Below are 25,493 nucleotides of genomic sequence, written 5' to 3'. Positions count from 1 at the left end.
TTCTGAGTACGCGAGCTGAGTATCCCGGCGGATGCGGCGGCGGGCCCCCGGGCCGACGCTGGTCGCCATGAGTGACACACCGGTCAAGCAGCAGAGCACCGCCGCCTTCTACGGCCAGGCGGTCGCCTCCTTCGGCATCGCCATGGCGGCCACCGCCATCGGCATCTTCAGACTGAACGCCGACGCCTGGGTGCGCGCCTTCCTCGCCATCGCCGTCCTGTACCTTGTCACCTCCGCGTTCACGCTCGCCAAGGTGGTCAGGGACCGCCAGGAGGCCGGCCGGATCGTCAGCCGGGTCGACCAGGCACGGCTGGAGAAGCTGCTCTCCGAACATGATCCCTTCGAGAAGCTGTGAGGCCGCGGTCCGTCCCACACCGCCGGCCCAGCATCCGTCCCACACCACCGGCGCAGCAGGCTAAGCGAGCGCTCACCCTCGGCGGTATGGTGGACCCCCTGACGCGAAAGAGGGGCGAGCGATGACTACGGCGCAGGAGACGGCCGGCGGTGACCCGCAGCCGTGGGGCGAGGTCACCCCGGACGCGGCCCGGCGGCTACTCGTGGCCGCCGTGGAGGCCTTCGCCGAACGGGGCTACCACGCGACGACGACCCGCGACATCGCCGGCCGCGCCGGAATGAGCCCGGCCGCCCTCTACATCCACTACCGGACCAAGGAAGAACTGCTCCACCGCATCAGCCGGATCGGCCACGAGAAGGCGCTGGAGATCCTGCGCACCGCCGCCCGGCGCGAGGGCGGCGCGACCGAGAGGCTCGCCGACGCCGTCAGCTCCTTCGTGCGCTGGCACGCGGGCGGGCGCACCACCGCCCGGGTCGTGCAGTACGAACTGGACTCGCTCGGTCCGGACGCCCGCGCGGAGATCCTCGCACTGCGCCGCCAGGTCGACGCAGAGGTGCGCGGGATCATCGAGGACGGCGTCGCCTCGGGCGAGTTCGACGTGCCGGACGTGCGCGGCACCACGCTTGCCGTGCTCTCCCTGTGCATCGACGTCGCCCGCTGGTTCAACCTCGACGGCCCCCGCACCCCCGAGGAGGTCGGCGCGCTGTACGCCGACCTCGTGCTGCGGATGGTCGGGGCCGGCGGGCACCGACCCGAGAGGCCCTAGAAGTAGTACCGCACCACCGACTCCGCCACGCACACCGGCTTGTCGCCGCCCTCGCGCTCCACGGTGAAGGCGACGGTCACCTGCACCCCGCCCGGCACGTCGTCCACGCCGGTGATCACGGCGGTGGACCGCAGCCGTGAGCCGACCGGGACGGGGGCGGGGAAGCGGACCTTGTTGGTGCCGTAGTTGACGCCCATCCGCACGCCCTCTACCGCGATCAGCCGCGGCCCGAAGAGCGGGAGCAGCGACAGGGTCAGATAGCCGTGGGCGATGGTCGTGCCGAAGGGGCCCACGGCGGCCTTCTCCGGGTCCACGTGGATCCACTGGTGGTCGCCGGTCGCGTCGGCGAACAGGTCGATCCGCTTCTGGTCGATCTCCAGCCAGTCGGTGTACCCCAGCCGCTCGCCCACCGCCGCCCTGAGTTCGTCGGGGGACGTGAAGATCCTCGGCTCCGCCATGTGTCCGGCCTCCCGCCTCGCGGTCGAAGTCTAAGCAACTGCTTAGCATGGCCGGGTCCGGAGCCCCTGTCAACGGACCGGGCGGGTGACGCGGTGGGTAGGCTCTGAGGGGTGCCCCAGATCCCCGAGAAGATCCACGAGCTGACCGTCGGCCAGCTGTCGGCCCGCAGCGGCGCCGCCGTCTCGGCCCTGCACTTCTACGAGTCCAAGGGTCTGATCAGCAGCCGCCGCACATCGGGCAACCAGCGCCGCTACTCCCGCGACGCGCTGCGCCGGGTCGCCTTCGTCCGGGCGGCGCAGCGCGTGGGCATCCCGCTCGCCACGATCCGTGAGGCGCTCGCCCGGCTCCCCGAGGAGCGCACCCCCACCCGGGAGGACTGGGCCCGGCTCTCCGAGGCCTGGCGCTCCGAACTCGACGAGCGCATCAGGCAGCTCAACCGCCTGCGCGACCACCTCACCGACTGCATCGGCTGCGGCTGCCTGTCCCTGGACACCTGTGTGCTGTCCAACCCGGACGACGTCTTCGGCGAACGCCTGACGGGCTCGCGCCTGATGGCGGAGCGAAGGAGCGGCGCCGGCCGCGCGTAGTCCCCCCACGGCCGGCGGCAACGCATCCTGGCGGAACCGGCCGCCGCCGCGCCGGACCCCCCGGACCGCCCCGCGAGACGCGCCGGTCCGCCCCGTGCCGACGGGCGCCGGTGGTCCCGGCCGCCGGGCGGACTCCGAGGTGCCCCGTCATCCGTCCGGCAGGACCGGCGCACCTCACCTCAAGGGCCTGCCGTCGTGGTCAGGCGGACATCAGCAGCCGCCCCCGCCTGGCGTACGCCAGGGCCTCGGGCGTGAGAACGGGCAGCGGGACCAGGATCCCGCAGTCCGCGCAGACCGGGCCGGACGACGGCTCGTGATCCAGGTCGTACGTCCAGGCCAGCCGCTCGCCGCCGCACACCGGGCACGCCGCGCCCGGTTCGCGCTCCAGCGCGGCGATCAGCCGGCTCAGCACCTCGGCCAGCGGTTCCCTCGGGTGCACCCGGGGGTCGTCGCACCAGGCGACCCCGAAGCCGCCCCAGGTCATCCGGTGCCAGTCGTCCACGCTGCCCGGCCTGCGCAGCCCGTCGTGCTTCTCCTGCTTACGGCGCCTGGCGAACCCGGCCTCGTAGTCGAGCCACACCGAACGCGCTTGTTCCAGTTCGTCCAGTGCGGCCACGAGCCGCACTGGATCGGGGGACCTGTCCTCGGGACCGAACCCGGCCCGGGAGCACAGATGATCCCAGGTCGCCCTGTGCCCATAGGGAGCGAACCGCTCGAGGCACTTGCGCAGCGAGTAACGCCGCAGCGCCAGATCGCACCGCGGGTCCCTCACCTGTCTCGCCAGACTCCGGAAACCGGCCATCGCCCTGCACCTCCGTCACACCTGCATCCGCACTTCGGTCACTGCGGCGTCGTCGTACGGAGCCGTCGTGACGGCTCCGCCGGATAGACGTGCCGACACCCGATCCGGCTCCATCCGTTTTCCGATGCCCGCCATAACGCCGCCCTGGTTGACCCTCACGAGGTGCCCCCAAAAAGTGACGCATGTTCATCTTCCCCTTGAGGGATACCGGCGGTAACGTCCCGGCACCACCCCCGTCGGGAGGAGCTGCCATGCACCGGCGCACCCCACATTTCGCGCTTGACAGACTGAGAACTCCCCGCAGATTCCCCGGGTTCCTGAAGACCGCATCGGTATGCGTCCTCATTGCCGGTCTTTTGTCACCCTTTTCCCAAGCGGTCGCGGCCGGGACGCCGGCCGGCGCCGCCGCCGGTGCGACCGCCGCGGCCTCGAACGACTACTGCGGCGGCCAGTGCTCGGACATCCTGCCGCCCGGCGAGAACGGCAACGCCACCCTGGCGCAGATCCTCCTCAACCAGGCCTTCGGTACCCAGCCGAGCCACGCCGAGGACCAGCTCGGCCCGTACGCCAACCTGGCCACGGGCTACCCGGCGCTCACCGACGCGAAGATCAACTCGTTCTTCAACGACGCCTCGTTCGGCGTCCCCTCCGGGCAGGTCGCCTCCACCGAGAAGCCCGCGGGCCGCAGTGACGTGACGATCGTCCGCGACAAGAAGACCGGTGTGCCGCACATCACGGGCACCACCCGCTACGGCACCGAGTTCGGCGCCGGGTACGCCGCCGCCCAGGACCGGCTGTGGCTCATGGACGTCTTCCGGCACGTCGGCCGCGGGCAGCTGACCTCCTTCGCCGGCGGCGCGGCCGCCAACCAGGGACTGGAGCAGGAGTTCTGGCGCAATGCCCCGTACACCGAGGCCGACCTCCAGGCGCAGATCGACCGCGCCGTGGCCGGGAACGGCGCCCGCGGGCAGCAGGCCCTCGCCGACGTGAACGCCTACCTCGACGGCATCAACGCCTACATCGAAGCCTCCGACTCCGGTCGCTACTTCCCCGGCGAGTACGTCCTGACCGGCCACAAGGACTCGATCACCAACGCCGGCACCATCGCCCGCTTCAAGGTCACCGACATGGTCGCGCTGGGCTCCGTGGTCGGCGCCCTGTTCGGCTCGGGCGGCGGCGGCGAGGTGAACAACGCGCTGTCCCTGCTGGCCGCCCAGTCCAAGTTCGGCGTCGAGGAGGGCACCAGGATCTGGGAGTCCTTCCGTGAGCGCAACGACCCCGAGGCCGTCCTGACCGTGCACGACGGCAGGAGCTACCCGTACGCGACGAAGCCCGACGACCCCAGGGGCCGGGCCCTGCCCGACGCCGGCTCGGTGGCCCAGGAGCCGCTGGTGTACGGCCGCACCGGCAGCGCGGCGACCGCGGCCGCGCGGGGCGCCACCTCCTCGGCCGCGAAGAGCGCCCTGACCTCCGCCCGGCGCGGCATGTCCAACGCCCTCGTCGTCGGCGGCGAGCACACCGCGAGCGGTCACCCGGTCGCCGTCTTCGGTCCGCAGACCGGCTACTTCGCGCCCCAGCTGCTGATGCTCCAGGAGATCCAGGGTCCGGGCATCAGCGCCCGCGGCGCCTCCTTCGCCGGCCTGAGCATGTACGTCGAACTCGGCCGCGGTCAGGACTACTCGTGGAGCGCCACGACCTCCGGCCAGGACATCATCGACACCTACGCCGTCGAACTGTGCCAGGACGACTTCCACTACCTGTACCGCGGCACCTGCACGGCCATGGACAAGGTCGAGCAGACCAACTCCTGGAAGCCCACCGTCGCCGACGGAACGGCGGCCGGCTCCTACACCATGCGCGTGTGGCGCACGAAGTACGGCCCGGTCGAGTACCGCGCCACCGTCGGCGGCAAGAAGGTCGCCTACACCACCCTGCGCTCCTCCTTCCTGCACGAGGCCGACTCGATCATCGGCTTCCAGATGCTCAACGACCCCGACTTCGTCAAGGGCCCCGAGGACTTCCAGAGGGCCGCGCAGCACATCAACTACACGTTCAACTGGTTCTACGCCGACTCCCGGCACACCGCGTACTACAACAGCGGCGACAACCCGGTGCGGGCGAACGCCGTGGACGCCGAGTTCCCGGTGTGGGCGCAGCCGGCGTACGAGTGGCGGAACTGGGACCCGGCGGTCAACACCGCGGACTACACCCCGTCCTCCGCCCACCCCGCCTCCGTCGACCAGGACTACTACGTCTCCTGGAACAACAAGCAGGCCCTGGACTACTCCGCGGCCTCCTGGGGCAACGGCTCCGTGCACCGCGGCGACCTGCTGGAGGACCGGGTGCGGAAGCTGGTCGCGGCCGGCGGGGTGACCCGTGCCTCGCTGGTGAAGGCGATGGCGGACGCGGCCGTGGCCGATCTCAGGGCCGAGGACGTGCTGCCGAACCTGCTGAAGGTGATCGACAGCTCGCCGGTCACCGACTCCACGGCCGCGGCCGCGGTGGGCAAGCTCCGGACATGGCTGTCCGCGGGCGCCAGGCGCACCGAGACCTCGGCGGGCTCCAAGACCTACGCCAACGCCGAGGCCATCCGGATCCTGGACGCCTGGTGGCCGCTGCTGGTGAAGGCCGAGTTCGAGCCGGGACTGGGCAGCGACCTGTACGGCGCCTTCACCGCCAACCTGCCGCTCGACGAGTCCCCGTCGGCCGGGCACGGCCCGACCGGCTCGCACGCCGGAAGCGCCTTCCAGTACGGCTGGTGGAGCTATGTCGACAAGGACATCCGGGCGGTGCTCGGTGAGCCGGTGCGGGGTCCGCTGGCACGGACGTTCTGCGGCGGCGGCAGCCTGAACGCCTGCCGGGACACCCTGATCGGCACGCTGAAGCAGGCGGCCGGAGCCACCGCGGCCCAGGTCTACCCTGGCGACGACCAGTGCTCCGCGGGTGACCAGTGGTGCGCCGACTCGATCGTCCAGCGCGTCCTGGGCGGCATCAAGCACGGGAAGATCAGCTGGCAGAACCGCCCGACCTTCCAGCAGGTCGTGGAGTACACCGGTCACCGCTAGTGCTGTGGCCGGGAAGGTTTGCCGGGAAGCTCGCGGCGTCCGGTGCTGGGGGCACCTCCCACGCCGTTCAGGCAGTGGGGGAGCATCGCAAGGCGGAGCATTGCCCGCGTACTGGATGTACTCGGGTGATGCGACTACGCGGCGTGGGGGTACCCCCGGCCGAAGGCTGGGGGAGTGCCGTGCCGGGCGCCGCGAGCCGGTGAACCTTTCCGGTCACAGCACTAGACCCTCCGAACGGGCGGCGGGCCGGTGTCAGCGGACGCGGCCCGCCGCCAGCACCACCCGCGCCAGCTCCGGGTGCACGATGTCGCTGTGCGCGCCGGCCGGAGGACCGCCGCGCCTGACCACCTCGGCCGCGTCCACGTTCACGCATCCCGACGCCGGGAACGGCGCGGCCAGGGCCTCGGAGAGGGTGCACGCGCGCGTGCCGGGCACCGCCTGCACGCCGTCGTGCCCCATCGCACCCCAGGCGGCCCCGAGCAGGGCGCCGACGTCGAGGCCGAGCACCGACCGGTCGTCGTCCGCCATCCGCGAGGCCAGCGGATACAGCGTGCCGAGGGCCGTGTCGAAGCGGGAGTGGCAGCACACCAGGGGGCCGTCGACACGGCGCTCCCGGCCCCGCAGCACCCCGCCCGCGCGCGGATCGCCGGGCAGCCGGGGCGCGAACGCGTAGTGGGAGAAGGCCCCTTGGAGCAGCGTCACGGACTTCACCGTCCGCACCCCCTCGGGCAGCCCGCTCAGCGCGAACGACACCAGCCGCCCGCCGAAGCTGTGGCCCACCAGATGGACCCGCACCCCGGGCGCCGCCTGCGCGAGCCGTCCGACCACCGGGCCGAGCCCCCGCTCGCCGACCGTGCCCGCGCGCCGCTTCATCGTGTAGTACGTCGCCTGCCGCAGCAGCTCCTTCGCGCCGTCCCACGGGTTCGGCAGCGTGAACGGCCGCTGCCCGCCCGGGTCCCCGAGCCCGGCGAGGGCGTCGGCGAACTCGGCGCAGACCTCCGCCGCGGGCCGTGCGAACATCGCCGGCTCGCGCTGCGGCACGCCATCCGTCACGGTGTCCGCCGCGAACCGGGCCCACGGCCCCGGCGACACGTCCCCGGCCAGCCGCCGCACCAGCCGTCCGAACTCCTCCAGCGCGGCCGGTTCGCGCGCGGGGCCGTCCAGCATCCCCGCGAGCGCGTCGACCAGCGAGGCCCGCCCGGGGAAGGTGTCCCGCAGCGCCTTCCGGGTGTCCTTGTCGAGCGCGGCCGACGGCACCGGCCCGGCGGCGGTGGACCGGGGGAAGTCGGGGATGGGCTCGTCGCAGAACCGCATCGACGGCCACATCACCCCGACGTACCCGATCCGGGCCGCCGGGGCGAGCCGCGGGACCGGTTCGAAGAAGCTGCTGCAGAGCCGGGTCGCGCCCGAACGGTCGTTGTTCCAGCCGTGCGCGAAGACGATCAGGTCGCGCACCGCCCGCCGTTCGACTCCGGCGAGCAGCCGGTCCCGCTCGACGCCGTCCACGTCCCCGTCGGCGTCGAAGGTCAGTTCCCAGTAGGGAGCCACGCTGATGTCCGGTACCGCCATGACCGACCCCCTCGTCCCCGGAAGCGGAGCGATGTGTCGCGCATCGTCCTGCCAACGGGCCGGGCCGGCCAGGGGTCACGGCCCATCAGTAGAGGAGGTATTCCTTCCGGGTCTTCCGGAACGCGGCCAGCTCCTGCCGCCAGGCCGTCACCACCTCGTCGGTGCCCGCACCGGCGTCGATCATCGTGCGCACCTGAGTGGATCCGGTGAGCTTGTCGATCCAGTTGTCCGAGCGCCAGGCGAACCCGCTCCAGACCCGCTTGGCGGTCACGAGCAGCGCGATCCCGGTCCGTACCGGATCGAAGGCGTCCCGGTTGTGCACGTGGATCTGCACCCCGCCGACGGTCGTGTCCTGGAACTTGGAGAAGGTGGGCGTGAAGTACGCCTCCCGGAAGTGCACGCCCGGCAGGCGCAGCGCGTTGGCCGCGGCCGCCCAGCGCCCGTCGACGCCCGCCGCGCCCAGCAGCTCGAAGGGGCGGGTGGTGCCCCGTCCCTCCGACAGGTTGGTGCCCTCGAACAGGCACGTTCCGGAGTAGACCAGGGCGGTCTCGGGAGTCGGCATGTTCGGGCTCGGCGGCACCCAGGGCAGCCCGGAGGCGTCGTAGAAGTCCGACCGCCTCCAGCCGGTCATCAGGACGGTCTCCAGCGGAACCGGCGTGGTGAGGAACTCGCCGTTGAACAGCCGCGCCAGCTCGGCGACGGTCATGCCGTGGGCCTGCGCGATCGGCCGGCGCCCGACGAAGGTCGCGAACTCCTCGTGCAGCACCGGCCCCAGTGCCTCCCGGCCGGTCACCGGGTTGGGCCGGTCGAGCACCACGAACCGCTTGCCGGCGAGGGCCGCGGCCTCCATGCAGTCGTAGAGCGTCCAGATGTAGGTGTAGAAGCGGGCGCCCGCGTCCTGGATGTCGAAGACGACCGTGTCCACGCCGGAGGCCGTGAAGACGTCGGCGAGCGGACGCCCGCTCTTGAGGTACGTGTCGTACACCGGCAGCCCGGTGGCCGGGTCGTCGTAGCGGCCCTCCGAGCCGCCCGCCTGCGCGGTGCCGCGGAAGCCGTGCTCGGGGCCGAAGACGGCCACCAGGTTCACCCGGCGGTCGGCGTGCATCACGTCCACGATGTGCCGCACGTCCCGGGTGACGCCCGTCGGGTTGGTGACGATTCCGACCCGCTGCCCGCGCAGGGAGGCGTAGCCCTCGGCGTCGAGGCGCTCGAAACCGGTGCGCAGCGGGCGGTTGCCACCGGGGGCGGCCTGGGCCGGGGCCGCCACGGCTCCGGAGGTCGCGGCGGCGGCGGTGGTGGCGAGCAGGCTCCGTCTGGACAGCTTCATACAGTGACCTCCGTGATCGCTGCGGGTGTCATGCCCACGCACGCTAGCGTGCGCCCGTCCGCCAGGGAACGAAGCGGACGGCGCCTCCTGCGGAACATCCCTTCCGGCACCACATACCGACTGGTTAGTCTGATGCGGCGGAGTCGAGTCGAGTCGATCCGTGTCGTGTCGGAGCCAGGCCGAAGGAGACCGATGGTGCAAGCCGTGCAGGGTGCGGGAGTGGTCGTCACCGGGGCCGGGGGCGGTATCGGCGCCGCGCTGGCCCGCCGGTTCGCCGCCGAGGGCGCCCGGGTCGTCGTCAACGACCTCGACGCCGACCGGGCCGCGTCCGTCGCCGGGGAGATCGGCGGCATCGCGGTCCCGGGCGACGCCTCCGAGATCGTCGCCGCGGCCCGTGACGCGCTCGGCGGCACGGTCGACGTCTACTGTGCCAACGCGGGCCTCGGCTCGGGCGGTTCGGAGGCGGCCGGGGAGAAGGTGTGGGCACAGGCCTGGGACGTCAACGTCATGGCCCACGTCCGCGCCGCCGAGACGCTGCTCCCCGCCTGGCTGGAACGCGGCAGCGGCCGGTTCGTCTCCACCGTGTCCGCGGCCGGGCTGCTCACCATGATCGGCGCGGCTCCGTACAGCGTCACCAAGCACGGCGCCTACGCCTTCGCCGAGTGGCTGTCGCTGACCTACCGCCACCGCGGGATCAAGGTGCACGCGATCTGCCCGCAGGGCGTGCGCACCGACATGCTGGCCGCCACCGGCAGCGCCGGCGACCTGGTGCTCCAGCCCACCGCGATCGAGCCGGAGGACGTGGCCGACGCCCTGCTCGACGGTATCGCCCAGGACCGCTTCCTGATCCTGCCGCACCCCGAGGTCGCCGGTTTCTACCGGGCCCGGGCCGCCGACCCCGACCGCTGGCTGACGAACATGAACCACATCCAGCGGAAATGGGAGGAGACCGGCTGACACCTGGGCGCGGGCGACCGGGGCCGACCGAGATCCTGCCGGACTTGCCGAGGACGGCAAATGGGAAGATCCTCCGTCGGGAACTGCGTTCCCGTAGGCAGTGCAGCGAGCAGGAACACGGAAGGCAGGTGGCGGCAGGTGCCCAGGACGACGGACTCAGGCGGCACTCCGGTGCCGCAGCGGCTCCTGGCCGCCGCCACCCGGCTCTTCGCCGAGCAGGGCTACGACCGCACCTCGGTGCAGGAGATCGTCGAGGCGGCCGGCGTCACCAAAGGGGCGCTCTACCACTACTTCGGCTCCAAGGACGACCTCCTGCACGAGGTGTACGCGCGCGTGCTGCGCGTCCAGCAGGAGCGCCTGGACGCCTTCGCGGACGCCGACGAACCGGTCGAGAAGCGGCTGCGGGACGCGGCGGCGGACGTGGTGGTCACCACCATCGAGAACCTCGACGACGCCATGATCTTCTTCCGCTCGATGCACCACCTGAGCCCGGAGAAGAACAAGCAGGTGCGCGCCGAGCGCCGGCGCTACCACGAACGCTTCCGCGCGCTCATCGAGGAGGGCCAGCGGGCCGGCGTCTTCTCCACGGCGACCCCGGCGGACCTCGTGGTCGACTACCACTTCGGCTCCGTGCACCACCTGTCGACCTGGTACCGGCCCGACGGCCCGCTCGGCCCCCAGGAGGTCGCCGACCACCTGGCCGACCTGCTGCTGCGGGCACTGCGGCCGTAGCCGGCGCCCGTACGGCCGGCCTTCGCACGAGCGGGAGCGAGGGGGCGGCCGCAGCCGTGCCGCCCCCATGGCCGGTTCACCCCCGTGACCGGTGGGCCTTCAGCCGTTCGTAGGCGGCCAGCCCGTCCGGTACCCACTCCCACTCGGCCAGGCGGTGTTCCACCTCGTCCTCGGGCAGGAAGTCGTGCCAGGCGACCTCCTCGGCCTGCGGCCGTACCGGCAGGTCGCAGCGGACCTGGTAGACCGCCGACCACCAGGTGCGGCCGGCGCCGTCGTCGTACAGGAACTTGAAGAGGTACTCGGGGCGGGGCAGCCCCGTGACCCCCAGTTCCTCCTCGGCCTCGCGCAGGGCCGCGTCGTCGTAGGCCTCGCCGGCGCCGACCACACCGCCGACGAACATGTCGTGGAGGGAGGGGAAGACCAGCTTGGTGGAGGTGCGCCGGTGGACGAAGAGGCGGCCCTCCGCGTCCCGGGCCTGGACGAAGACGCAGCGGTGGCGCAGCCCCTTGGCGTACGCCTCGCCGCGCGGGGACCGCCCGACGACCCGGTCCTGTTCGTCGACGATGTCGAGGATCTCGTCTTCAGCGCTCATGCCGCCATCCAAGCAGGCCGCGATCCAAGCAGGCCGCCGTGCAAGCAGGCCGCCGTCCGGGTGGGCGGCCGTCACCGTCCGCGTGGCCGCGGGCCGGGCCCGGCTCAGCGTGCCTGCAGGTCGTGCTTCTGCTCGGGCACCGCCGCCCCGTACGGCATCGCCGGATGCAGGCCGAGCAGGACGATGCCCGTCACGATCGCCGCGAGGCCAGACGCCTCCCAGGCCAGTGCCCCGGTGTCGGTGCGCAGCCGGTCACCGAGGAAGCCCACCCCGCAGGCGATTCCGGCCAGCGGCTCGGCCGCGGTCAGGGCCGGCAGGGACATGCGCAGCGGCGCCGTCTCGAAGGCGCTCTGCATGAGGATCAGCCCGGTGACGCCGATCACCAGCAGACCGTACGGCTGCCAGCCGGTGAACAGTTCCGTCCAGCCGCCCGCCGAGAACCGCTGCCCGCTCACCCGGGTCAGCGCGTCCTGCACGCCGTAGAGGAGCCCGGCGGCCACCGCCAGCAGGACCGGTCCCCAGCTCAGCCGTGAGCGCTTGGCGTAGGCCGTCAGCAGCAGGGCCACACCCACCATCACGCCGATGATCAACCAGTGCCGCAGCGGGTCGGTGACGGCGCTGCCGCCACGTGGCCGCCCCGCCACGATGAACGCGGTCACACCACCGGCCAGCAGGGCGAGCCCCGCCCAGCCCTGGCCGCCCAGGGGCTGCCTGGTCTGCCGCCGGGACAGGGCCAGGGCGAACAGCAGGTTCGTGGCCAGCAGCGGTTCCACCAGCGAGATCTCGCCCCGGCCCAGGGCGAAGGCACCCAGCACCATGCCGCCGATCATCAGCCCCAGACCGCCCAGCCAGCGCGGCACCTTCATCAGGTCCAGCAGCAGCCGGGGCGAGAGGAAGTCGCCGAGCGGTGCCCGCTGGGCCGCGTTCTGCTGGAGCACGAAACCGAAGCCCAGGCAGCAGGCGGCGCTCACGGCGAGAATCACAACCAGAACCGACACGCTGCGTACCTCGATCATCCGGCCGGGCCACGGGGTGCGTAGTGGCCGACTGTAGCGTTCCTGGGCCCGGCCCGCTGCCGGGATGACCCGGATTCGGGCGGTCCGCCCGGTCACGACGCCCCGTGGTCGGGGGCGATGGCGCGGCCCTGGACCATGGTGGGACCCCCGGCACCGCCGTGCCACGGTGTACGCCAGAGGAGTGACCCTCCTGCGGGGCGGCCCGTCGTCACGGCCCGGCGATCGGGCGTCTTCGCAAGTACCGCTTGTGTGAGGGCAGTTGACGCGTGTAACGCGAGGGTGACCCTTGACGGAGCGCATTGGCTGGGGGTTTGCTGTCCGTGATCAGCCGATGGCAAGCCGATGAGCGACGAGCAAGCCGAGGCCGGTGGGCCGAACGGGGGGCCGCTCCCGGGGCGTACCGGGCCACGAACAAAGAGCGCGTGAGGAAGTTCCGCGGTGTCCCCACCCCCGCCTCCCCTCGGACGCGGCCGCAAGCGAGCGGCCCAGGCTTTTGACACCGCTCTCGACGACACCGAACTCCGTGACGCGCGTGCGGCGTTGGCGCAGGGCCGGTGGCAGACGGTGCGCTCGCTGCTCGTGCGCACCAAGGACGACTGGGACCGCCGGGGACACCGCGTCACCGTCCTCGCCGAGGAGTCCCACACCGCGGCCTGGACCCGTGACTGGCTGCTCGCCGAACCCGAGTCCGCCGACGCCTCCGTCCTGCTCGGCATGTCCCTGGTGCAGGGTGCCCTGTGCGGCAGGGAGAAGCCCGACCGGGCCCGCGAGGCCTGCCGGGCGGCGGCCGAGCTGGCACCCGAGGACCCCACGCCGTGGCTCGGCCTGCTCCTGCTGGAGCGTGGCCTGGGCGACGAGGAGGAGGTGGTCCGCCTCTTCGACAAGGTCCGCCACCGCCACCCCGACCACCACCACGCCCACCACCTGATGGTGGCCCAGCTGGCCGAGCGGCGCGCCGAAGCCGGCCCGGACCCGCTGCACGAGGTCTACGACTTCGCCAACTGGGCCGCCGAGCAGGCGCCCGCCGACTCGCCGCTGGCCATGCTCCCGGTGGTCGCGCACGCCGAGCGCTACCGCGTCCTGGCCGGCGTCGGCCACGCACAGGCCGACCCGGCCGCCTCCGGGCACTGGACGGGCCGCCGGGCCCGCCAGGTGATGAAGGCGGCCTTCGACTGGTGGCTGGAGTGGGAGCAGGAGGGCCATCCCCGCCGTCTGGTCGATCTGAACTTCCTCGCCCACGCCAAGCACTGCGAGGGCCGGGGTGCCGAGGCCGCCGCCCTGTTCCACCGCATCGGCGACCATCCCAGCCAGGTGCCGTGGGCGTACCCCGACCGAGATCCGTACACCGCCTTCCGCATCGCGCGCGCCGGCGCGCTCGGTGCGGTGTAGTGCCCCGCAACCCCGTACGCACCACGACCCCGACGCCCGAAAGGACGAACCCCCGATGACGACGGGCAGTTCGAGCACGAGCAGAACCACCGCCGACGGTGGCGCCATCAGCACCTTCAAGGGGCAGGAGCGCGCCCTGCGCGCCGACCGGCTCGGCACGGGGGGCCTGCTGCTCTCCGTGCTCGCGGCGACCGCCCCGCTCATGGTGGTCGCGGGTGTCATGCCCACCACATTCGCGGTGATGGGGATCGTCGGACAGCCGCTGCTCTTCGTGGTCCTCGGCACCGTGCTGATCCTCTTCAGCTTCGGATACGCCGAGATGAGCCGCCACGTCCACAACGCGGGCGCCTTCTACGCCTACATCTCCCGGGGCCTCGGCGGCACGGCGGGCGCCGGCGCGGCGCTCGTCGCCCTCGTCGCCTACAACGCGCTCCAGGCCGGCATCTACGGGATCTTCGGCTTCGAGGTCTCCAACCTGTTCGCCACCTACGCCGACGTCACCGTCGCCTGGTGGATCCCCGCGCTCGCGGCCGCGGCCGTCGTCGGCGTGCTCGGCTGGCTGAAGATCGACGTCAACGCGCGCGTGCTCGGCGTGCTGCTGGTCATCGAGGTCGTACTCGTCGTGATCTTCGACGTGGCGGCGATCGCCGACCCCGCCAAGGAGGGCCTGTCCCTGCACGCCTTCAACCCGGACACCCTCGCCGGCGCCGGCATCGGCACCGCGCTGTGCTTCTGCATCGCGGCCTTCCTCGGCTTCGAGCAGGCCCCGGTGTACGCGGAGGAGACCAGCCGCCCGCACGTCCTGGTCCCGCGCGTGATGTTCCTCGCCGTCGCCGGCGTCGCCGTCTTCTTCGCGGTCAGCAGCTGGGCCCTCACCGTCGCCACCGGCCCCTCGGCGATCATCGGCACGGCGCAGAAGGAGAGCGCCGGGCTGCTGTTCACCCTGACCGAGTCGCGGCTCGGCGGCACCTTCACCGACGTCCTGCACGTCCTGTTCGTCACCGGCATGTTCGCGGCCATGCTGAGCTTCCACAACGTCGTCGCCCGGTACGCCTTCGCCATGGGCCGCGAGGGCCTGCTGCCGGCCGCCTTCGGGCGCACGTCCAGCTCCAGCGGCGCGCCCGCGACCGGATCCCTCTCGCAGACCGTCGTCTCGCTGGTCATCGTGATCGCCTTCGCCGTCACCGACGACAAGCCGACCGGCGACCCGACCGCGCCCGTGCTGCACCTGTTCACCTGGTTCGGCAACCTCGGCGCGCTCGGCGTGATCGTGCTGATGGCCGCCGCCAGCGTCTCGGTGATCGTCTTCTTCGTACGGCGCGGCGCGGCGGCCGCGCAGGCCTGGCGGCTGGTCACCTCCGCCGTGGCCGGCCTGGCCCTGCTGGTGATCGCCACCTACACCGTCAAGGACTTCGACGTCCTGGTCGACGCCGGCCCCGGCTCGGCCCTGAGCCGGGTGCTGCCCGGCATCATCGGCCTCGCCCTCGTCGTCGGCCTGGTCCAGGGCGCCGTACTGCGCTCCCGCCGACCGGAGGCACACGCCCGCATCGGGCTGGGCAACGAGGCCTTCCAGCTGGAGAAGGCCGCGGAGGCGGCGGAGACCGCGGAGGCGGCGCCCTGAGCCCCGGGTACGGGAAACAGTGACGGAAGTCTGACGAACACCCGCGACCCCTGGTCCGCCGGGGGCGCGGGTGCTCGAATGAAGAGGTGAACTCCGAACTCCCCGATGAGGAGGGACGGCCCGAGGAGGAAGGCCGTCCCGTGGGCCGCCGCATCTTCCTCGCCACCGTCGGCCTGGGCGCCCTCGGCGTGGCCACCGCGCCCACACTGCAACGCGGCATGGAGGGCCTCCTCGGTGCGGTGTCCGGCAAGGACCCCACCGGTCTGACCGGCCTGCTGCCGAACGGCGGCGGCTTCCGCTACTACTCGGTCGCCGCCTCGGTCCCGCACAAGGACGCCGCGGACTACCGCCTCACCGTCGACGGCCTCGTCGACCACCCCGCCACCTACACGCTGGCCGACCTCAGGGCCCTGCCCCGGACCCGCATGGTCCGCGACGTCCAGTGCGTCACCGGCTGGCGGGTGCCCGGCACACCCTTCGAGGGCGTACGGCTCTCCCGGCTGCTCGACGCGGCCGGAGTGCGGGCGGGCGCCAGAGCCGTCCGGTTCACCTGCTTCGACGGCACCTACACCGAGAGCCTCACCCTCGACCAGGCCCGCCGTCCCGACGTGCTGGTCGCGCTGCGCATGCAGGACAAGGACCTGACCCACGCGCACGGCGGGCCGGTCCGCCTCTACGTGGCCCCCATGTACTTCTACAAGTCGGCCAAGTGGCTCTCCGGCATCACCGTCACCGACCGCGTCGAGCCCGGCTACTGGGAGCACCTCGGCTACGACGTCGACGCCTGGGTCGGCCGTTCGAACGGACGCTCCGATGTCCCTACGAGCTGACGCCCCGGCCCCGCCCGGCACCCGCGTCCGCCGCTTCACCCGGGCCGAGCGGTGGGTGCACCGGACCACGGCCGCGCTCATGGGCGTGTGCGTGGTGACGGCGGCCTGCCTCTACATCCCCCAGCTCGCCGAACTGGTCGGCCGGCGCGAACTGGTCGTCCGCGTCCACGAGTGCGCGGGCCTCGCCCTGCCCGTACCGGTCCTGCTGGGCCTGGCCTCCCGCGCCTTCCGCGCCGACCTGCGCCTCCTCAACCGCTTCGGCCGGCACGACCGGGTCTGGCTGCGCGCCGCCCTGCGCCGCGACCGCCGGCCCGCCTCCCGCCCGGCCGGAAAGTTCAACGCCGGCCAGAAGATCTACGCCGCCTGGATCGCCGGCGCCTGCCTGGTCATGCTCGGCACCGGCCTGCTGATGTGGTTCACCCATCTCACCCCGGTGGCCTGGCGCACCAGCGCGACCTTCGTCCACGACTGGCTCGCCCTGACCATCGGCGTCGTCCTGGCCGGCCACATCGGCATGGCACTCGGCGACCCGGAGGCCCGCCGCGGCCTGCGCACCGGCCTGGTGACCCGCGAGTGGGCGACCGGGGAACACCCGCTGTGGCGCCCGTAGACCCACCGGCGGAAAGGCACGTACGGCCGCGGCGGCCGTGACCGGGCACCACCCGGTCACGGCCGCCGCGGCGTACCGCTGGTGCTGTGGCCGGGAAGGTGTGCCGGGAAGCTCGCGGCGTCCGGTGCTGGGGGCACCTCCCACGCCCTTCAGGCAGTGGGGGAGCCTCGCAAGGCGGAGCATCGCCCGCGTACTGGATGTACTCGGGTGATGCGACAACGCGGCGTGGGGGTACCCCCGGCCGAAGGCTGGGGGAGTGCCGTGCCGGGCGTCGCGAGCCGGTGAACCTTTCCGGTCACAGCACTAGATCACCAGGGACAGCAGCAGGACCAGGGCGCCCGCGACCACCGAGATGATCGTCTCCATGACCGACCAGCTCTTGATCGTCTGGCCGACGCTCAGCCCGAAGTACTCCTTCACCAGCCAGAACCCGGCGTCGTTGACATGGCTGAAGAACAGCGAGCCGGCGCCGATGGCCAGCACCAGCAGGGCGGCGTGGGTGGTCGACATGTCGGCCGCGAGCGGGGCGACCAGACCGGCCGCCGAGATGGTCGCCACGGTCGCCGAACCGGTCGCGAGCCGGATCGTCACCGCGATGAGCCAGGCCAGCAGCAGCGCCGGGATCGACCAGTCCTTGGAGATGTCCAGCACCATCTGGCCCACCCCGGCGTCGATCAGCGTCTGCTTGAAGCCGCCGCCCGCGCCCACGATCAGCAGGATGCCGGCGATGGGCATGAGGCCCTTCTCGACGGTCGAGGAGATCCGCTCCTTGCTGAACCCGGCCGGCCTCCCCAGCGTGAAGACGCCGACGAGCACGGCGGCGAGCAGCGCGATCATCGGGGAGCCGATGACGTCGAAGACACGCTGGGTCATGTTCGCCGGGTCGTCCACGACGATGTCGACCAGGGCCTTGGCCAGCATCAGCACCACCGGGAGCAGCACCGTGGCCAGCGTGGCGCCGAAGCTCGGACGCCGCTGAAGCTCCTCCGACGGGCGCTGGGGCAGCATCCGGTCCGGAACGGGGACGTCCACCCAGCGGGCCGCGACCTTGGCGAACAGCGGACCGGCGATGATCACCGTCGGTATGGCGACGAGGATGCCGAGCGCCAGCGTCACGCCCAGGTTGGCCTTGACCGCGTCGATGGCGACCAGCGGGCCGGGGTGCGGCGGGATCAGGCCGTGCATCACGGACAGACCGGCCAGCGCCGGCACACCGATGCGCATCAGGGAGTAGTTGCCGCGCTTGGCCACCATCAGCACGACCGGGATCAGCAGCACGATGCCGACCTCGAAGAACAGCGGCAGACCGATCACGGAGGCGATCAGCACCATCGCCCACGGCATCGCCCGCCCCTTGGCCTTCGCCAGGATCGTGTCGACGACCTGGTCGGCGCCGCCGGAGTCGGCGAGCAGCTTGCCGAGGATCGCGCCGAGGGCGATCAGCACGCCCACGCCGGCGACGGTGGAGCCGAGGCCGGCGGTGAAGCTCGTGATCGCCTTGTCGAGCGGTGCCCCGGCGACCGCGCCGAGCACCAGCGATCCGATGGTCAGGGACAGGAAGGCGTGCAGCTTGAACCTGGTGATGAGCAGGACGATGACGGCGATGCCCGCGAGGACGGCGATGCCGAGCTGGGCGTGGCCGGCCGAGGTGATCGGCGGGGGCGCGTCCGCTGCCAGCATCTCGACGCTGAGTCTGGTCACGGTGTTCCCTTGCAGGTGAAGAGGGACGGTGGGGAGAGGTGTGCCGCAGTCGGCGAGCGTGGGGGAGAGGCGCCGGGGCTCAGGGCCGCGGCACCTCGGAGGACTGCGTGGAGTTGTCGAGGCCGTCCAGCGCGGCCACCGCGCGTGCGGTGATCTCCTCGGGCGACCCGGAGACGTCGACCGCGACGCCCCGCTCGTCCCGCTGGAGCGGCTCCAGCGTGGCGAACTGGGAGTCCAGCAGCGCCGTCGGCATGAAGTGACCCCGGCGGTGCCCCATCCGGTCCTCGATGAGCTTCCGGTCGCCCGCCAGGTGCACGAAGACGACGCCGGGAGCCGCGGCCCGCAGCCGGTCGCGGTACGACCGCTTCAGCGCCGAACTGCTCACCACCCCGCCCAGCCCCGCCCGCCCGTGGGCCCAGGCGCCGATGGCGTCGAGCCACGGCCACCGGTCCTCGTCGCCGAGCGGGATCCCGGCCGTCATCTTGGCGATGTTGGCCCGCGGGTGGAAGTCGTCGCCCTCGGCGTACGGGACGCCGAGCCGGGCGGCGAGCAGGGGACCGATCGTGGTCTTGCCCGTGCCGGCGACGCCCATCACCACGACGACGTGGGGGGTGCGCATCACTGCCTCGCTGTCTTCCTCGACATGGGACGCCGACATCCGGCGTCCGCCACACTGAAACCCATAGGTACGACTAATTCAAGAGTCTGTGACATATAAGTCTGACTTTTTGGGAGTGTGATCCGCCCCGTACGCTGAGTGCATGAGCACACCGGGCCGAGGGCTGCACGGCCGCGTACTGGACACCCTCGGCCCCGCCATCACCGCGGGCGAGTATCCGCCGGGCAGCGTGCTGCGCACCGACGAACTGGCGCAGCGCTTTGACGTGTCACGCTCCGTGATGCGCGAGGCGGTCCGCGTCCTTGAGTCCATGCACCTGGTGGCTTCGCGCCGCCGCGTCGGCGTGACCGTGCTCCCCCTGACCGAGTGGAACGTCTACGACCCGCAGGTCATCCGCTGGCGCCTGGCCGGCGCCGACCGGACCCGGCAGCTGCGGTCGCTGACCGTGCTGCGCTCCGCCGTCGAACCGGTCGCCGCGGGTCTGGCCGCCCGGCTCGCCACCCCCGAGCAGTGCGCCGAACTCACCGAGTGCGCCCTCGGCATGGTGGCCAACTCACGCGGCCACCACCGGCTTCAGGCGTACCTGGTCCACGACGTCGCCTTCCACCGCGTGATCCTCAGCGCCTCCGGGAACGAGATGTTCGCCCGCCTCGGCGACGTCGTCGCCGAGGTCCTGACGGGCCGCACCCACCACGAGGTCATGTTCGAGGAGCCCGACCCCGCCGCCGTCACCCTCCACGTCCGGCTCGCCGAGGCGGTCCGGGCCCGCGACGCGGACCGCGCCGAGCGGCTGACCCGCGAGATCACCGTCGGGGCCCTCCAGGAACTGGACGTCCTGGCGCCGTAGCGCGGCACTGCCTCACTGCTCGGGGAAGTCCCCGTCCACGTACACCCACGCCCCGTCGACCCGCTCGAACCGGCTGCGTTCGAGCAGCGAGCCACCCCGGTAGGACGCCCGGAACGTCACCGTCCCCGTGCCGTGGAACGCCGAACCGTCCGTCGTGCCGAGGATCTCCAGACCCGTCCAGCGCATCCCGGGATCCAGGTCGAGCCGCGTCGGCCGCGTCCGCGGGTGCCAGGTCCGCAGCAGATACCCCGCGTCCAGCCGCACGAAGGCGCAGTACCGGGACCGCATCAACGCCTCGGCGGTCGGCGCGGCGGCACCACCACCGTGGTAGCGGCCGCAGCACCTCTCATACGGCTCGGGCAGCCCGCACGGGCAGGAACGCATGGTCATGCCCCCCATTCTGCCCGCGGCGGCGCACCCGCCCGCCCCCGGTACGCCCGCTTCCCCCGTCGCGCCCGTGCGGCACGCGCGCGACGGGGGCACAGTGGAAGACGGAGGCCACGCCGGGTCACTCGTCGCCTCGACCGTGTGACCTCGCCTCCCACCGGAGTTGAGGAGACACGGACGATGACTCGACCCGTCGGCATCCGGCCTCCCTCCGTCAAGGAGTGGCGGCTCAATCTGTATCTGTCCGAACACGACCCGGACACCACCGCCCGGATCGTCCTGGACACCGGCGACAACGTCCTGGAGACCCGGGCGGAGGCCCGCCGCAATCCGTACGACATGGCGGTGCCCGAGATCGGGGACGAACTCGCGGCCGGCCGTGCGCTGATCGCGCTCGGCCGCGAGCTGCTGCGCGCCGCCGCGGGCGACATCGACGCGGTGGGAGCGCCGGAGGCGACGCCTCCCGTCCCCCTGTGGACATCCAGGGAGTGAAGGAGCCGAACGGTGCTCTTCACGGACCGTCTCGACGCGGGACGGCGGCTGGCCGCCCGCCTGGAACACCTCACCGGCCAGGACGTCGTGGTGCTCGGCCTGCCCCGCGGCGGCGTCCCCGTGGCCGAGGTCGTCGCGGAGGCCCTCGGCGCCCCGCTGGACGTGTGCCTCGTACGGAAACTGGGCGTGCCCTTCCATCCGGAGCTGGGCATGGGGGCGATCGGCGAGGACGGCGTACGCGTACTCGGCGAGGACGTGCTGCGCGACGCACGCGTCACACCCGGGGAACTCGCGCGCGTGGAGGAGCGCGAACGCGACGAGCTCCGGCGGCGCGGCGAGCGCTACCGGGGCGAACGGCCACCGGTCGCCGTCGCGGGCCGGACCGCGGTGGTCGTCGACGACGGCGTGGCCACCGGCTCGACGGCGCGGGCGGCCTGCCGGACGGTACGCGCCCGCGGGGCCGCGCGGATCGTGCTGGCGGTCCCCGTCGCACCGCCGGACTGGACGCACCGGCTCGGCGGCGAGGCCGACGAACTCGTGTGCCTGGCCACCCCGCCGGACTTCTTCGCGGTCGGCCAGTTCTACGCCGACTTCGCCCAGCTCGACGACGAGGACGTCGTCGCGTGCCTGCGCCGGGCGGCGGGCCGCTCGCACCGGTTCCCCGTCGACCGCGAGGTGGAGGTGGCGGCCGGTGCCGTGCGGCTCGGCGGTCATCTGACGGTGCCCCCCGAGGCCGTCGGCATCGTGGTCTTCGCGCACGGCAGCGGCAGCGGACGGCACAGCCCGCGCAACCGCTTCGTCGCCGAGGGCCTGAACCGGGCCGGCCTCGGCACCCTCCTGTTCGACCTGCTCACCGAGGAGGAGGCGCGGGATCGGGCCAACGTGTTCGACACCACGCTGCTGGCCGCCCGGCTCACCGCCGCCACCGGCTGGCTGCGCGGCCGGCCCGGCGCCGAGCGGATGGCGGTCGGCTACTTCGGCGCCAGCACCGGCGCGGCCGCCGCCCTCTGGGCAGCTGCGGAACCCGGCGCGCACATAGCCGCCGTGGTCTCCCGGGGCGGCCGTCCCGACCTGGCCGGGACGCGCCTGCCGGACGTGACCGCCCCCACCCTGCTGATCGTCGGCGGCGCCGACACCGTCGTCCTCGACCTCAACCGCCAGGCGCAGTCCCGGCTGCGCTGCGAGAGCCACCTCGGCGTCGTCCCCGGCGCCACCCATCTCTTCGAGGAGCCCGGAGCCCTGGAGACGGTGACCGACCTGGCCCGGGACTGGTTCACGGACCACATGGCGGCGGCGCACGTGTAGCCCCGGGGCGGTGTGCGGTGTGCGGGAACGCGAAAACGGTGCCGACCGATACTGGTCGACACCGTTTTCCGGTGGTGTCCGAGGGGGGACTTGAACCCCCACGCCCGATAAAGGGCACTAGCACCTCAAGCTAGCGCGTCTGCCATTCCGCCACCCGGACGGGGTGCTTGTCGTGCAGGCCTTCCCGCGGCGACGAAGGAAACATTACCAGGCTTTCGGGCAGGCCCGATCACCCGCCCGCCCCAGGGGGCCGCCGCGCGGGCGGGCCGGGGCGCGGGCGGCGGCGGGCGGGGCCCGGGGCTCTCTTGGGGTTGGCGCGGGGGAGGGGGAGGATGAGTGGACCACCGGCACACGGGGTGGCCACCAGCACACAGCGGGAGGAAGCAGCGTGAGCGAGACGGGCACGGCCAGGGGCGTCACCGGCGAGGACGAGGTCGTGGACCTCTGCCGCGAGCTGATCCAGATCGACACCAGCAACTACGGCGACCACTCGGGACCGGGTGAGCGCAGGGCGGCCGAGTACGTCGCCGAGAAGCTCGCCGAGGTGGGCCTGGAACCGAAGATCTTCGAGTCGCACCCGGGCCGGGCCTCGACGGTGGCCCGCATCGAGGGCGAGGACCCCTCCCGGCCGGCGCTGCTGATCCACGGCCACACCGACGTCGTACCGGCCAACGCCGACGACTGGACCCACCACCCCTTCTCCGGGGAGGTCGCGGACGGGTGCGTGTGGGGTCGCGGCGCGGTCGACATGAAGGACATGGACGCGATGACGCTGGCGGTCGTGCGCGACCGGCTGCGCAGCGGACGCAGGCCCCCGCGGGACATCGTGCTCGCCTTCCTCGCCGACGAGGAGGCGGGCGGTACGTACGGAGCCCGGTACCTGGTGGACAACCACCCGGACCTGTTCGAGGGGGTCACCGAGGCGATCAGCGAGGTCGGCGGGTTCTCCTTCACCGTCAGCGAACAGCGACGGCTGTACCTGATCCAGACGGCCGAGAAGGGCATGCACTGGATGAAGCTGACCGTGGCCGGCACCGCGGGGCACGGCTCGATGATCCACCGGGACAACGCGATCACCGAGCTGTCGGAGGCCGTCGCCCGGCTCGGGCGGCACAGGTTCCCGGTGCGGGTGACCAAGACCACCCGCGCCTTCCTGGACGAACTGGGCGACGCGCTCGGCACCAAGCTCGACCCGGAGGACATGGACGGCACCATCGCGAAGCTCGGCGGCATCGCCAAGCTCATCGGCGCCACCCTGAGCAACACCGCCAACCCCACGCAGCTGGGCGCCGGTTACAAGGTCAACGTCATCCCGGGCGAGGCCACCGCGCACGTCGACGGGCGGTTCCTGCCCGGCTTCGAGGAGGAGTTCCTCGCCGACCTCGACCGGATCCTGGGACCGAAGGTCAAGCGCGAGGACGTGCACTCCGACAAGGCCGTCGAGACCACCTTCGACGGGGCCCTGGTGGACGCGATGCAGTCCGCGCTGGTGGCCGAGGACCCGGCCGCGAAGGCCATCCCGTACATGCTCTCCGGAGGCACCGACGCCAAGTCCTTCGACGACCTGGGCATCCGGGGCTTCGGCTTCGCGCCGCTGAAGCTGCCGCCGGAGCTGGACTTCGCGGGCATGTTCCACGGCGTGGACGAGCGGGTGCCGGTGGACGGCCTGAAGTTCGGCGTGCGCGTGCTCGACCGGTTCATCGACGCGTCCTGAGTTCCGCCCGGATGCGTCATCAACGGCAGTTCCGCCCGGATGCGTCATCAACGGCTTGACCCCGGTAATCGGCCGCGCGTGCGGGAAAGGCCGGGAAGAGTGAATGCGACCATAAGCTCGTATCCCGATTAGTTCCTCCTCGTTACAGGTGATGCGATCAGCAACATGAGATCGCCTTTGTCAACGAGGAGGAATAATGATCAAGAAGGTCGTCGCTGCCGCGGTCGCCACCGGTGGACTGGTTCTCGCGGGCGCCGGGATGGCCGCCGCCGACTCGGGCGCCCAGGGTGCTGCCGTGCAGTCCCCCGGCGTCGTTTCCGGCAACGTCATCCAGGTGCCCGTTCACGTGCCGGTGAACGTGTGCGGCAACACGATCTCGGTGATCGGGCTGCTGAACCCCGCCTTCGGCAACACCTGTGTCAACCACTGACGTTGTGCCCCGCCCCGTGAGGGTCTGACTCCATCGACTCCGTGGGGGGTCTGAACCCGTCGGCCCCGGAGCGCCCGCCTTGCGCTCGGGGGCCGACCGGTTTATCGGCGCGGTCGCGACGACGGAATTCCGACGGATGCGACCGCGCGTTCCGGAAGGTTCGAGAAGGTCGAAGGCAGGGATTCAGCAAAATGCGACAGGTCACCCGAAAGGGCCTGATGACGGTGGCCGCGGCCACCGGCGTGATCGCCGCGGCGAGCGGCTACGCCCACGCCGACGCGGGCGCGTCCGGCGCCGCGTCCCGGTCACCGGGCGTGCTGTCCGGCAACACGGTGCAGGTGCCGGTGCACGTGCCGGTGAACGTCTGCGGCAACACGATCAACGTCGTCGGACTGCTCAACCCGGCGGCGGGCAACACCTGCGCCCAGCACGGCGGCGGCAGCGCGTCCGGGAACAACGGCGGTGCCCACGCCCAGGGGCGCACCAGCGACTCGCCGGGTGTCGGCTCCGGCAACACGGTGCAGGTGCCGGTCGACGTGCCCGTCAACGTCTGCGGCAACAGCGTCGACGTGATCGGTGTGGCCAACCCGGCCATGGGCAACCACTGTGCCAACGGCGGCGGGAGCCACGCCACGCCTCCGGGCGGCGACCGGGAGAACCCGCCCAGCACACCGAGGCACCCGGGCCACCCGGGCCACCCGGGCCACCCCGGCCACCCGGGACATCCGGGACATCCGGGGACGCCCGGTCACCCGGGTACTCCGGGTCAGCCCGGCACGCCCGGCACACCTGGCACTCCTGCCACCCCCGCTACCCCGGCCACGCCGCCCTCCGAGGGCGGCGGCAGCGGCACTCCCGGTGGTTCGACGCGGGTGAACCAGCCGGAGGCGCAGTCCGTCGCCGCGACCGGCAGCCGGGCGCAGCTCGCCCACACCGGCAGCGAACTGCCGATGGGCGCCGTCCTGCCGGTGGGCGCGGGCGCGCTGCTCGCGGGTGCGGTGCTGTACCGCAAGGCACGGACCTCCGCCAGGTAGCCCGAAAACGGCGATGCCCATGACAAAGCGGGCCCCGCTTCGGCGGGGCCCGCTGTGGCTCGGCCGCCTCAGCTCACCACGTGGCGCGCACCTGGCGGATGATCCGCCGGCGCAACCGCACCCTGCGGCTGCCGTCGCGCAGCAGGCTCAGACGGTACAACTCCCAGTGTCCGTACTCGGCGTGGTCCGTCAGCAGACGTGCCGTCTCCTTGCGGGACACCCCGCGCGGGACGTACACGTCGACAAATTCGTATTCCGGCATCGCATCTATTGTGCGGGCTGGGGCC

26 protein-coding genes and 1 tRNA gene are annotated in these 25,493 nt (G+C 72.3%); 16 read left to right on the top strand and 11 right to left on the bottom strand.

Annotated features, from left to right (window positions below):
* Positions 1-67 precede the first annotated feature (67 nt).
* Both ACIQMV_RS01490 and ACIQMV_RS01485 read left to right on the top strand, forming a co-directional pair.
* Positions 68-355 carry a YiaA/YiaB family inner membrane protein gene (locus ACIQMV_RS01490; RefSeq protein WP_141362437.1) on the top strand — a complete coding sequence of 96 codons (288 nt, stop codon included), beginning with the start codon at positions 68-70 and terminating at the stop codon, positions 353-355.
* 121 nt (positions 356-476) lie between these two features.
* On the top strand, positions 477-1,121 hold the full coding sequence (locus ACIQMV_RS01485) for a TetR/AcrR family transcriptional regulator (RefSeq protein WP_402590255.1): 645 nt from the start codon (positions 477-479) through the stop codon (positions 1,119-1,121).
* On the opposite strand, the gene ACIQMV_RS01480 is transcribed toward ACIQMV_RS01485, so the two are convergent.
* Positions 1,118-1,579, bottom strand: a complete 462-nt coding sequence (locus ACIQMV_RS01480) for a MaoC family dehydratase (protein WP_402590253.1) — start codon at positions 1,577-1,579, stop codon at positions 1,118-1,120. The two genes, ACIQMV_RS01485 and ACIQMV_RS01480, sit on opposite strands and share 4 nt — an antisense overlap.
* A gap of 111 nt (positions 1,580-1,690) precedes the next feature.
* Between ACIQMV_RS01480 and soxR the strand changes: the two genes are divergently transcribed.
* Positions 1,691-2,167, top strand: coding sequence for a redox-sensitive transcriptional activator SoxR (gene soxR, locus ACIQMV_RS01475; RefSeq protein WP_402590251.1), 477 nt, complete (start codon positions 1,691-1,693; stop codon positions 2,165-2,167).
* A gap of 199 nt (positions 2,168-2,366) precedes the next feature.
* On the opposite strand, the gene ACIQMV_RS01470 is transcribed toward soxR, so the two are convergent.
* Positions 2,367-2,969, bottom strand: a complete 603-nt coding sequence (locus tag ACIQMV_RS01470; protein ID WP_376502816.1) for a hypothetical protein — start codon at positions 2,967-2,969, stop codon at positions 2,367-2,369.
* A gap of 251 nt (positions 2,970-3,220) precedes the next feature.
* Between ACIQMV_RS01470 and ACIQMV_RS01465 the strand changes: the two genes are divergently transcribed.
* Positions 3,221-6,034 (top strand): penicillin acylase family protein, encoded by a 2,814-nt coding sequence (locus ACIQMV_RS01465; protein WP_402590249.1) that lies wholly within the window; start codon positions 3,221-3,223, stop codon positions 6,032-6,034.
* A gap of 252 nt (positions 6,035-6,286) precedes the next feature.
* Here ACIQMV_RS01465 and ACIQMV_RS01460 read toward each other — a convergent pair whose 3' ends face one another.
* Both ACIQMV_RS01460 and ACIQMV_RS01455 read right to left on the bottom strand, forming a co-directional pair.
* Positions 6,287-7,603, bottom strand: a complete 1,317-nt coding sequence (locus ACIQMV_RS01460) for a serine-threonine protein kinase (RefSeq protein ID WP_402590247.1) — start codon at positions 7,601-7,603, stop codon at positions 6,287-6,289.
* Positions 7,604-7,688: 85 nt separating this feature from the next.
* A complete protein-coding gene (locus ACIQMV_RS01455; protein ID WP_402590245.1) occupies positions 7,689-8,930 on the bottom strand; it encodes an exo-beta-N-acetylmuramidase NamZ domain-containing protein in 1,242 nt (413 codons plus the stop codon).
* Between the two features lie 192 nt (positions 8,931-9,122).
* Here ACIQMV_RS01455 and ACIQMV_RS01450 point away from each other — a divergent pair, with 192 nt between their 5' ends.
* Both ACIQMV_RS01450 and ACIQMV_RS01445 read left to right on the top strand, forming a co-directional pair.
* Entirely contained in the window at positions 9,123-9,887 is a 765-nt protein-coding gene (locus ACIQMV_RS01450; RefSeq protein WP_401775330.1) for an SDR family oxidoreductase, read from the top strand.
* A 138-nt stretch (positions 9,888-10,025) separates the two neighbouring features.
* The gene (locus ACIQMV_RS01445; RefSeq protein WP_141362452.1) at positions 10,026-10,619 is read left to right on the top strand and encodes a TetR/AcrR family transcriptional regulator; all 594 of its coding nucleotides are present in this window, start codon (positions 10,026-10,028) and stop codon (positions 10,617-10,619) included.
* Positions 10,620-10,695: 76 nt separating this feature from the next.
* On the opposite strand, the gene ACIQMV_RS01440 is transcribed toward ACIQMV_RS01445, so the two are convergent.
* Together ACIQMV_RS01440 and ACIQMV_RS01435 are read right to left on the bottom strand one after the other, a co-directional pair.
* Positions 10,696-11,211 (bottom strand): NUDIX hydrolase, encoded by a 516-nt coding sequence (locus tag ACIQMV_RS01440; protein WP_402590242.1) that lies wholly within the window; start codon positions 11,209-11,211, stop codon positions 10,696-10,698.
* Between the two features lie 104 nt (positions 11,212-11,315).
* Positions 11,316-12,209: a DMT family transporter gene (locus ACIQMV_RS01435; RefSeq protein ID WP_141362456.1), complete on the bottom strand. Its 894-nt coding sequence runs from the start codon at positions 12,207-12,209 to the stop codon at positions 11,316-11,318.
* 456 nt (positions 12,210-12,665) lie between these two features.
* Here ACIQMV_RS01435 and ACIQMV_RS01430 point away from each other — a divergent pair, with 456 nt between their 5' ends.
* From ACIQMV_RS01430 to ACIQMV_RS01415, 4 genes are all read left to right on the top strand, one after another.
* Positions 12,666-13,616: a hypothetical protein gene (locus ACIQMV_RS01430; RefSeq protein ID WP_402590240.1), complete on the top strand. Its 951-nt coding sequence runs from the start codon at positions 12,666-12,668 to the stop codon at positions 13,614-13,616.
* Between the two features lie 55 nt (positions 13,617-13,671).
* Positions 13,672-15,237, top strand: coding sequence for an APC family permease (locus ACIQMV_RS01425; RefSeq protein ID WP_141362459.1), 1,566 nt, complete (start codon positions 13,672-13,674; stop codon positions 15,235-15,237).
* An 86-nt stretch (positions 15,238-15,323) separates the two neighbouring features.
* Positions 15,324-16,067 (top strand): molybdopterin-dependent oxidoreductase, encoded by a 744-nt coding sequence (locus ACIQMV_RS01420; protein WP_402590238.1) that lies wholly within the window; start codon positions 15,324-15,326, stop codon positions 16,065-16,067.
* Complete coding sequence (locus ACIQMV_RS01415; RefSeq protein ID WP_402590236.1) at positions 16,051-16,677, top strand: cytochrome b/b6 domain-containing protein; 627 nt, start codon at positions 16,051-16,053, stop codon at positions 16,675-16,677. Before ACIQMV_RS01420 ends, ACIQMV_RS01415 begins: the two co-directional genes overlap by 17 nt.
* A gap of 303 nt (positions 16,678-16,980) precedes the next feature.
* Here the strand turns inward: ACIQMV_RS01415 and ACIQMV_RS01410 are convergent, their stop codons facing one another.
* Both ACIQMV_RS01410 and ACIQMV_RS01405 read right to left on the bottom strand, forming a co-directional pair.
* Entirely contained in the window at positions 16,981-18,378 is a 1,398-nt protein-coding gene (locus tag ACIQMV_RS01410; protein WP_141362464.1) for a GntP family permease, read from the bottom strand.
* A gap of 79 nt (positions 18,379-18,457) precedes the next feature.
* Positions 18,458-18,997: a gluconokinase gene (locus tag ACIQMV_RS01405; RefSeq protein WP_402590964.1), complete on the bottom strand. Its 540-nt coding sequence runs from the start codon at positions 18,995-18,997 to the stop codon at positions 18,458-18,460.
* 142 nt (positions 18,998-19,139) lie between these two features.
* Between ACIQMV_RS01405 and ACIQMV_RS01400 the strand changes: the two genes are divergently transcribed.
* Positions 19,140-19,844: a FadR/GntR family transcriptional regulator gene (locus tag ACIQMV_RS01400; protein ID WP_141362466.1), complete on the top strand. Its 705-nt coding sequence runs from the start codon at positions 19,140-19,142 to the stop codon at positions 19,842-19,844.
* A 12-nt stretch (positions 19,845-19,856) separates the two neighbouring features.
* On the opposite strand, the gene ACIQMV_RS01395 is transcribed toward ACIQMV_RS01400, so the two are convergent.
* Complete coding sequence (locus ACIQMV_RS01395; protein WP_401775313.1) at positions 19,857-20,234, bottom strand: YchJ family protein; 378 nt, start codon at positions 20,232-20,234, stop codon at positions 19,857-19,859.
* Positions 20,235-20,411: 177 nt separating this feature from the next.
* Here ACIQMV_RS01395 and ACIQMV_RS01390 point away from each other — a divergent pair, with 177 nt between their 5' ends.
* The gene (locus tag ACIQMV_RS01390) at positions 20,412-20,723 is read left to right on the top strand and encodes a dsRBD fold-containing protein (protein WP_141362470.1); all 312 of its coding nucleotides are present in this window, start codon (positions 20,412-20,414) and stop codon (positions 20,721-20,723) included.
* Positions 20,724-20,735: 12 nt separating this feature from the next.
* Positions 20,736-22,028, top strand: a complete 1,293-nt coding sequence (locus tag ACIQMV_RS01385) for a phosphoribosyltransferase family protein (RefSeq protein WP_402590233.1) — start codon at positions 20,736-20,738, stop codon at positions 22,026-22,028.
* A gap of 72 nt (positions 22,029-22,100) precedes the next feature.
* Here the strand turns inward: ACIQMV_RS01385 and ACIQMV_RS01380 are convergent.
* Positions 22,101-22,188, bottom strand: a tRNA-Leu gene (locus ACIQMV_RS01380).
* Between the two features lie 228 nt (positions 22,189-22,416).
* On the opposite strand from ACIQMV_RS01380, the gene ACIQMV_RS01375 reads away from it, so the two are divergent.
* The 3 genes from ACIQMV_RS01375 (at position 22,417) to ACIQMV_RS01365 (ending at position 25,206) form a co-directional block, all read left to right on the top strand.
* Positions 22,417-23,742, top strand: a complete 1,326-nt coding sequence (locus tag ACIQMV_RS01375; protein ID WP_361412875.1) for a M20/M25/M40 family metallo-hydrolase — start codon at positions 22,417-22,419, stop codon at positions 23,740-23,742.
* 196 nt (positions 23,743-23,938) lie between these two features.
* Entirely contained in the window at positions 23,939-24,172 is a 234-nt protein-coding gene (gene chpH, locus ACIQMV_RS01370; protein WP_141362476.1) for a chaplin ChpH, read from the top strand.
* A 191-nt stretch (positions 24,173-24,363) separates the two neighbouring features.
* Entirely contained in the window at positions 24,364-25,206 is an 843-nt protein-coding gene (locus ACIQMV_RS01365; protein WP_402590230.1) for a chaplin, read from the top strand.
* Positions 25,207-25,279: 73 nt separating this feature from the next.
* On the opposite strand, the gene ACIQMV_RS01360 is transcribed toward ACIQMV_RS01365, so the two are convergent.
* A complete protein-coding gene (locus ACIQMV_RS01360; protein ID WP_030244084.1) occupies positions 25,280-25,468 on the bottom strand; it encodes a DUF5703 family protein in 189 nt (62 codons plus the stop codon).
* Positions 25,469-25,493 lie beyond the last annotated feature (25 nt).

The sequence above is a fragment of the Streptomyces sp. NPDC091412 genome, from assembly GCF_044756885.1.
In the GTDB taxonomy this organism is placed as follows: domain Bacteria; phylum Actinomycetota; class Actinomycetes; order Streptomycetales; family Streptomycetaceae; genus Streptomyces.
The sequence above is the reverse complement of the archived record's forward strand: the minus strand, read 5'-3'. Positions and strand labels throughout refer to the sequence as shown.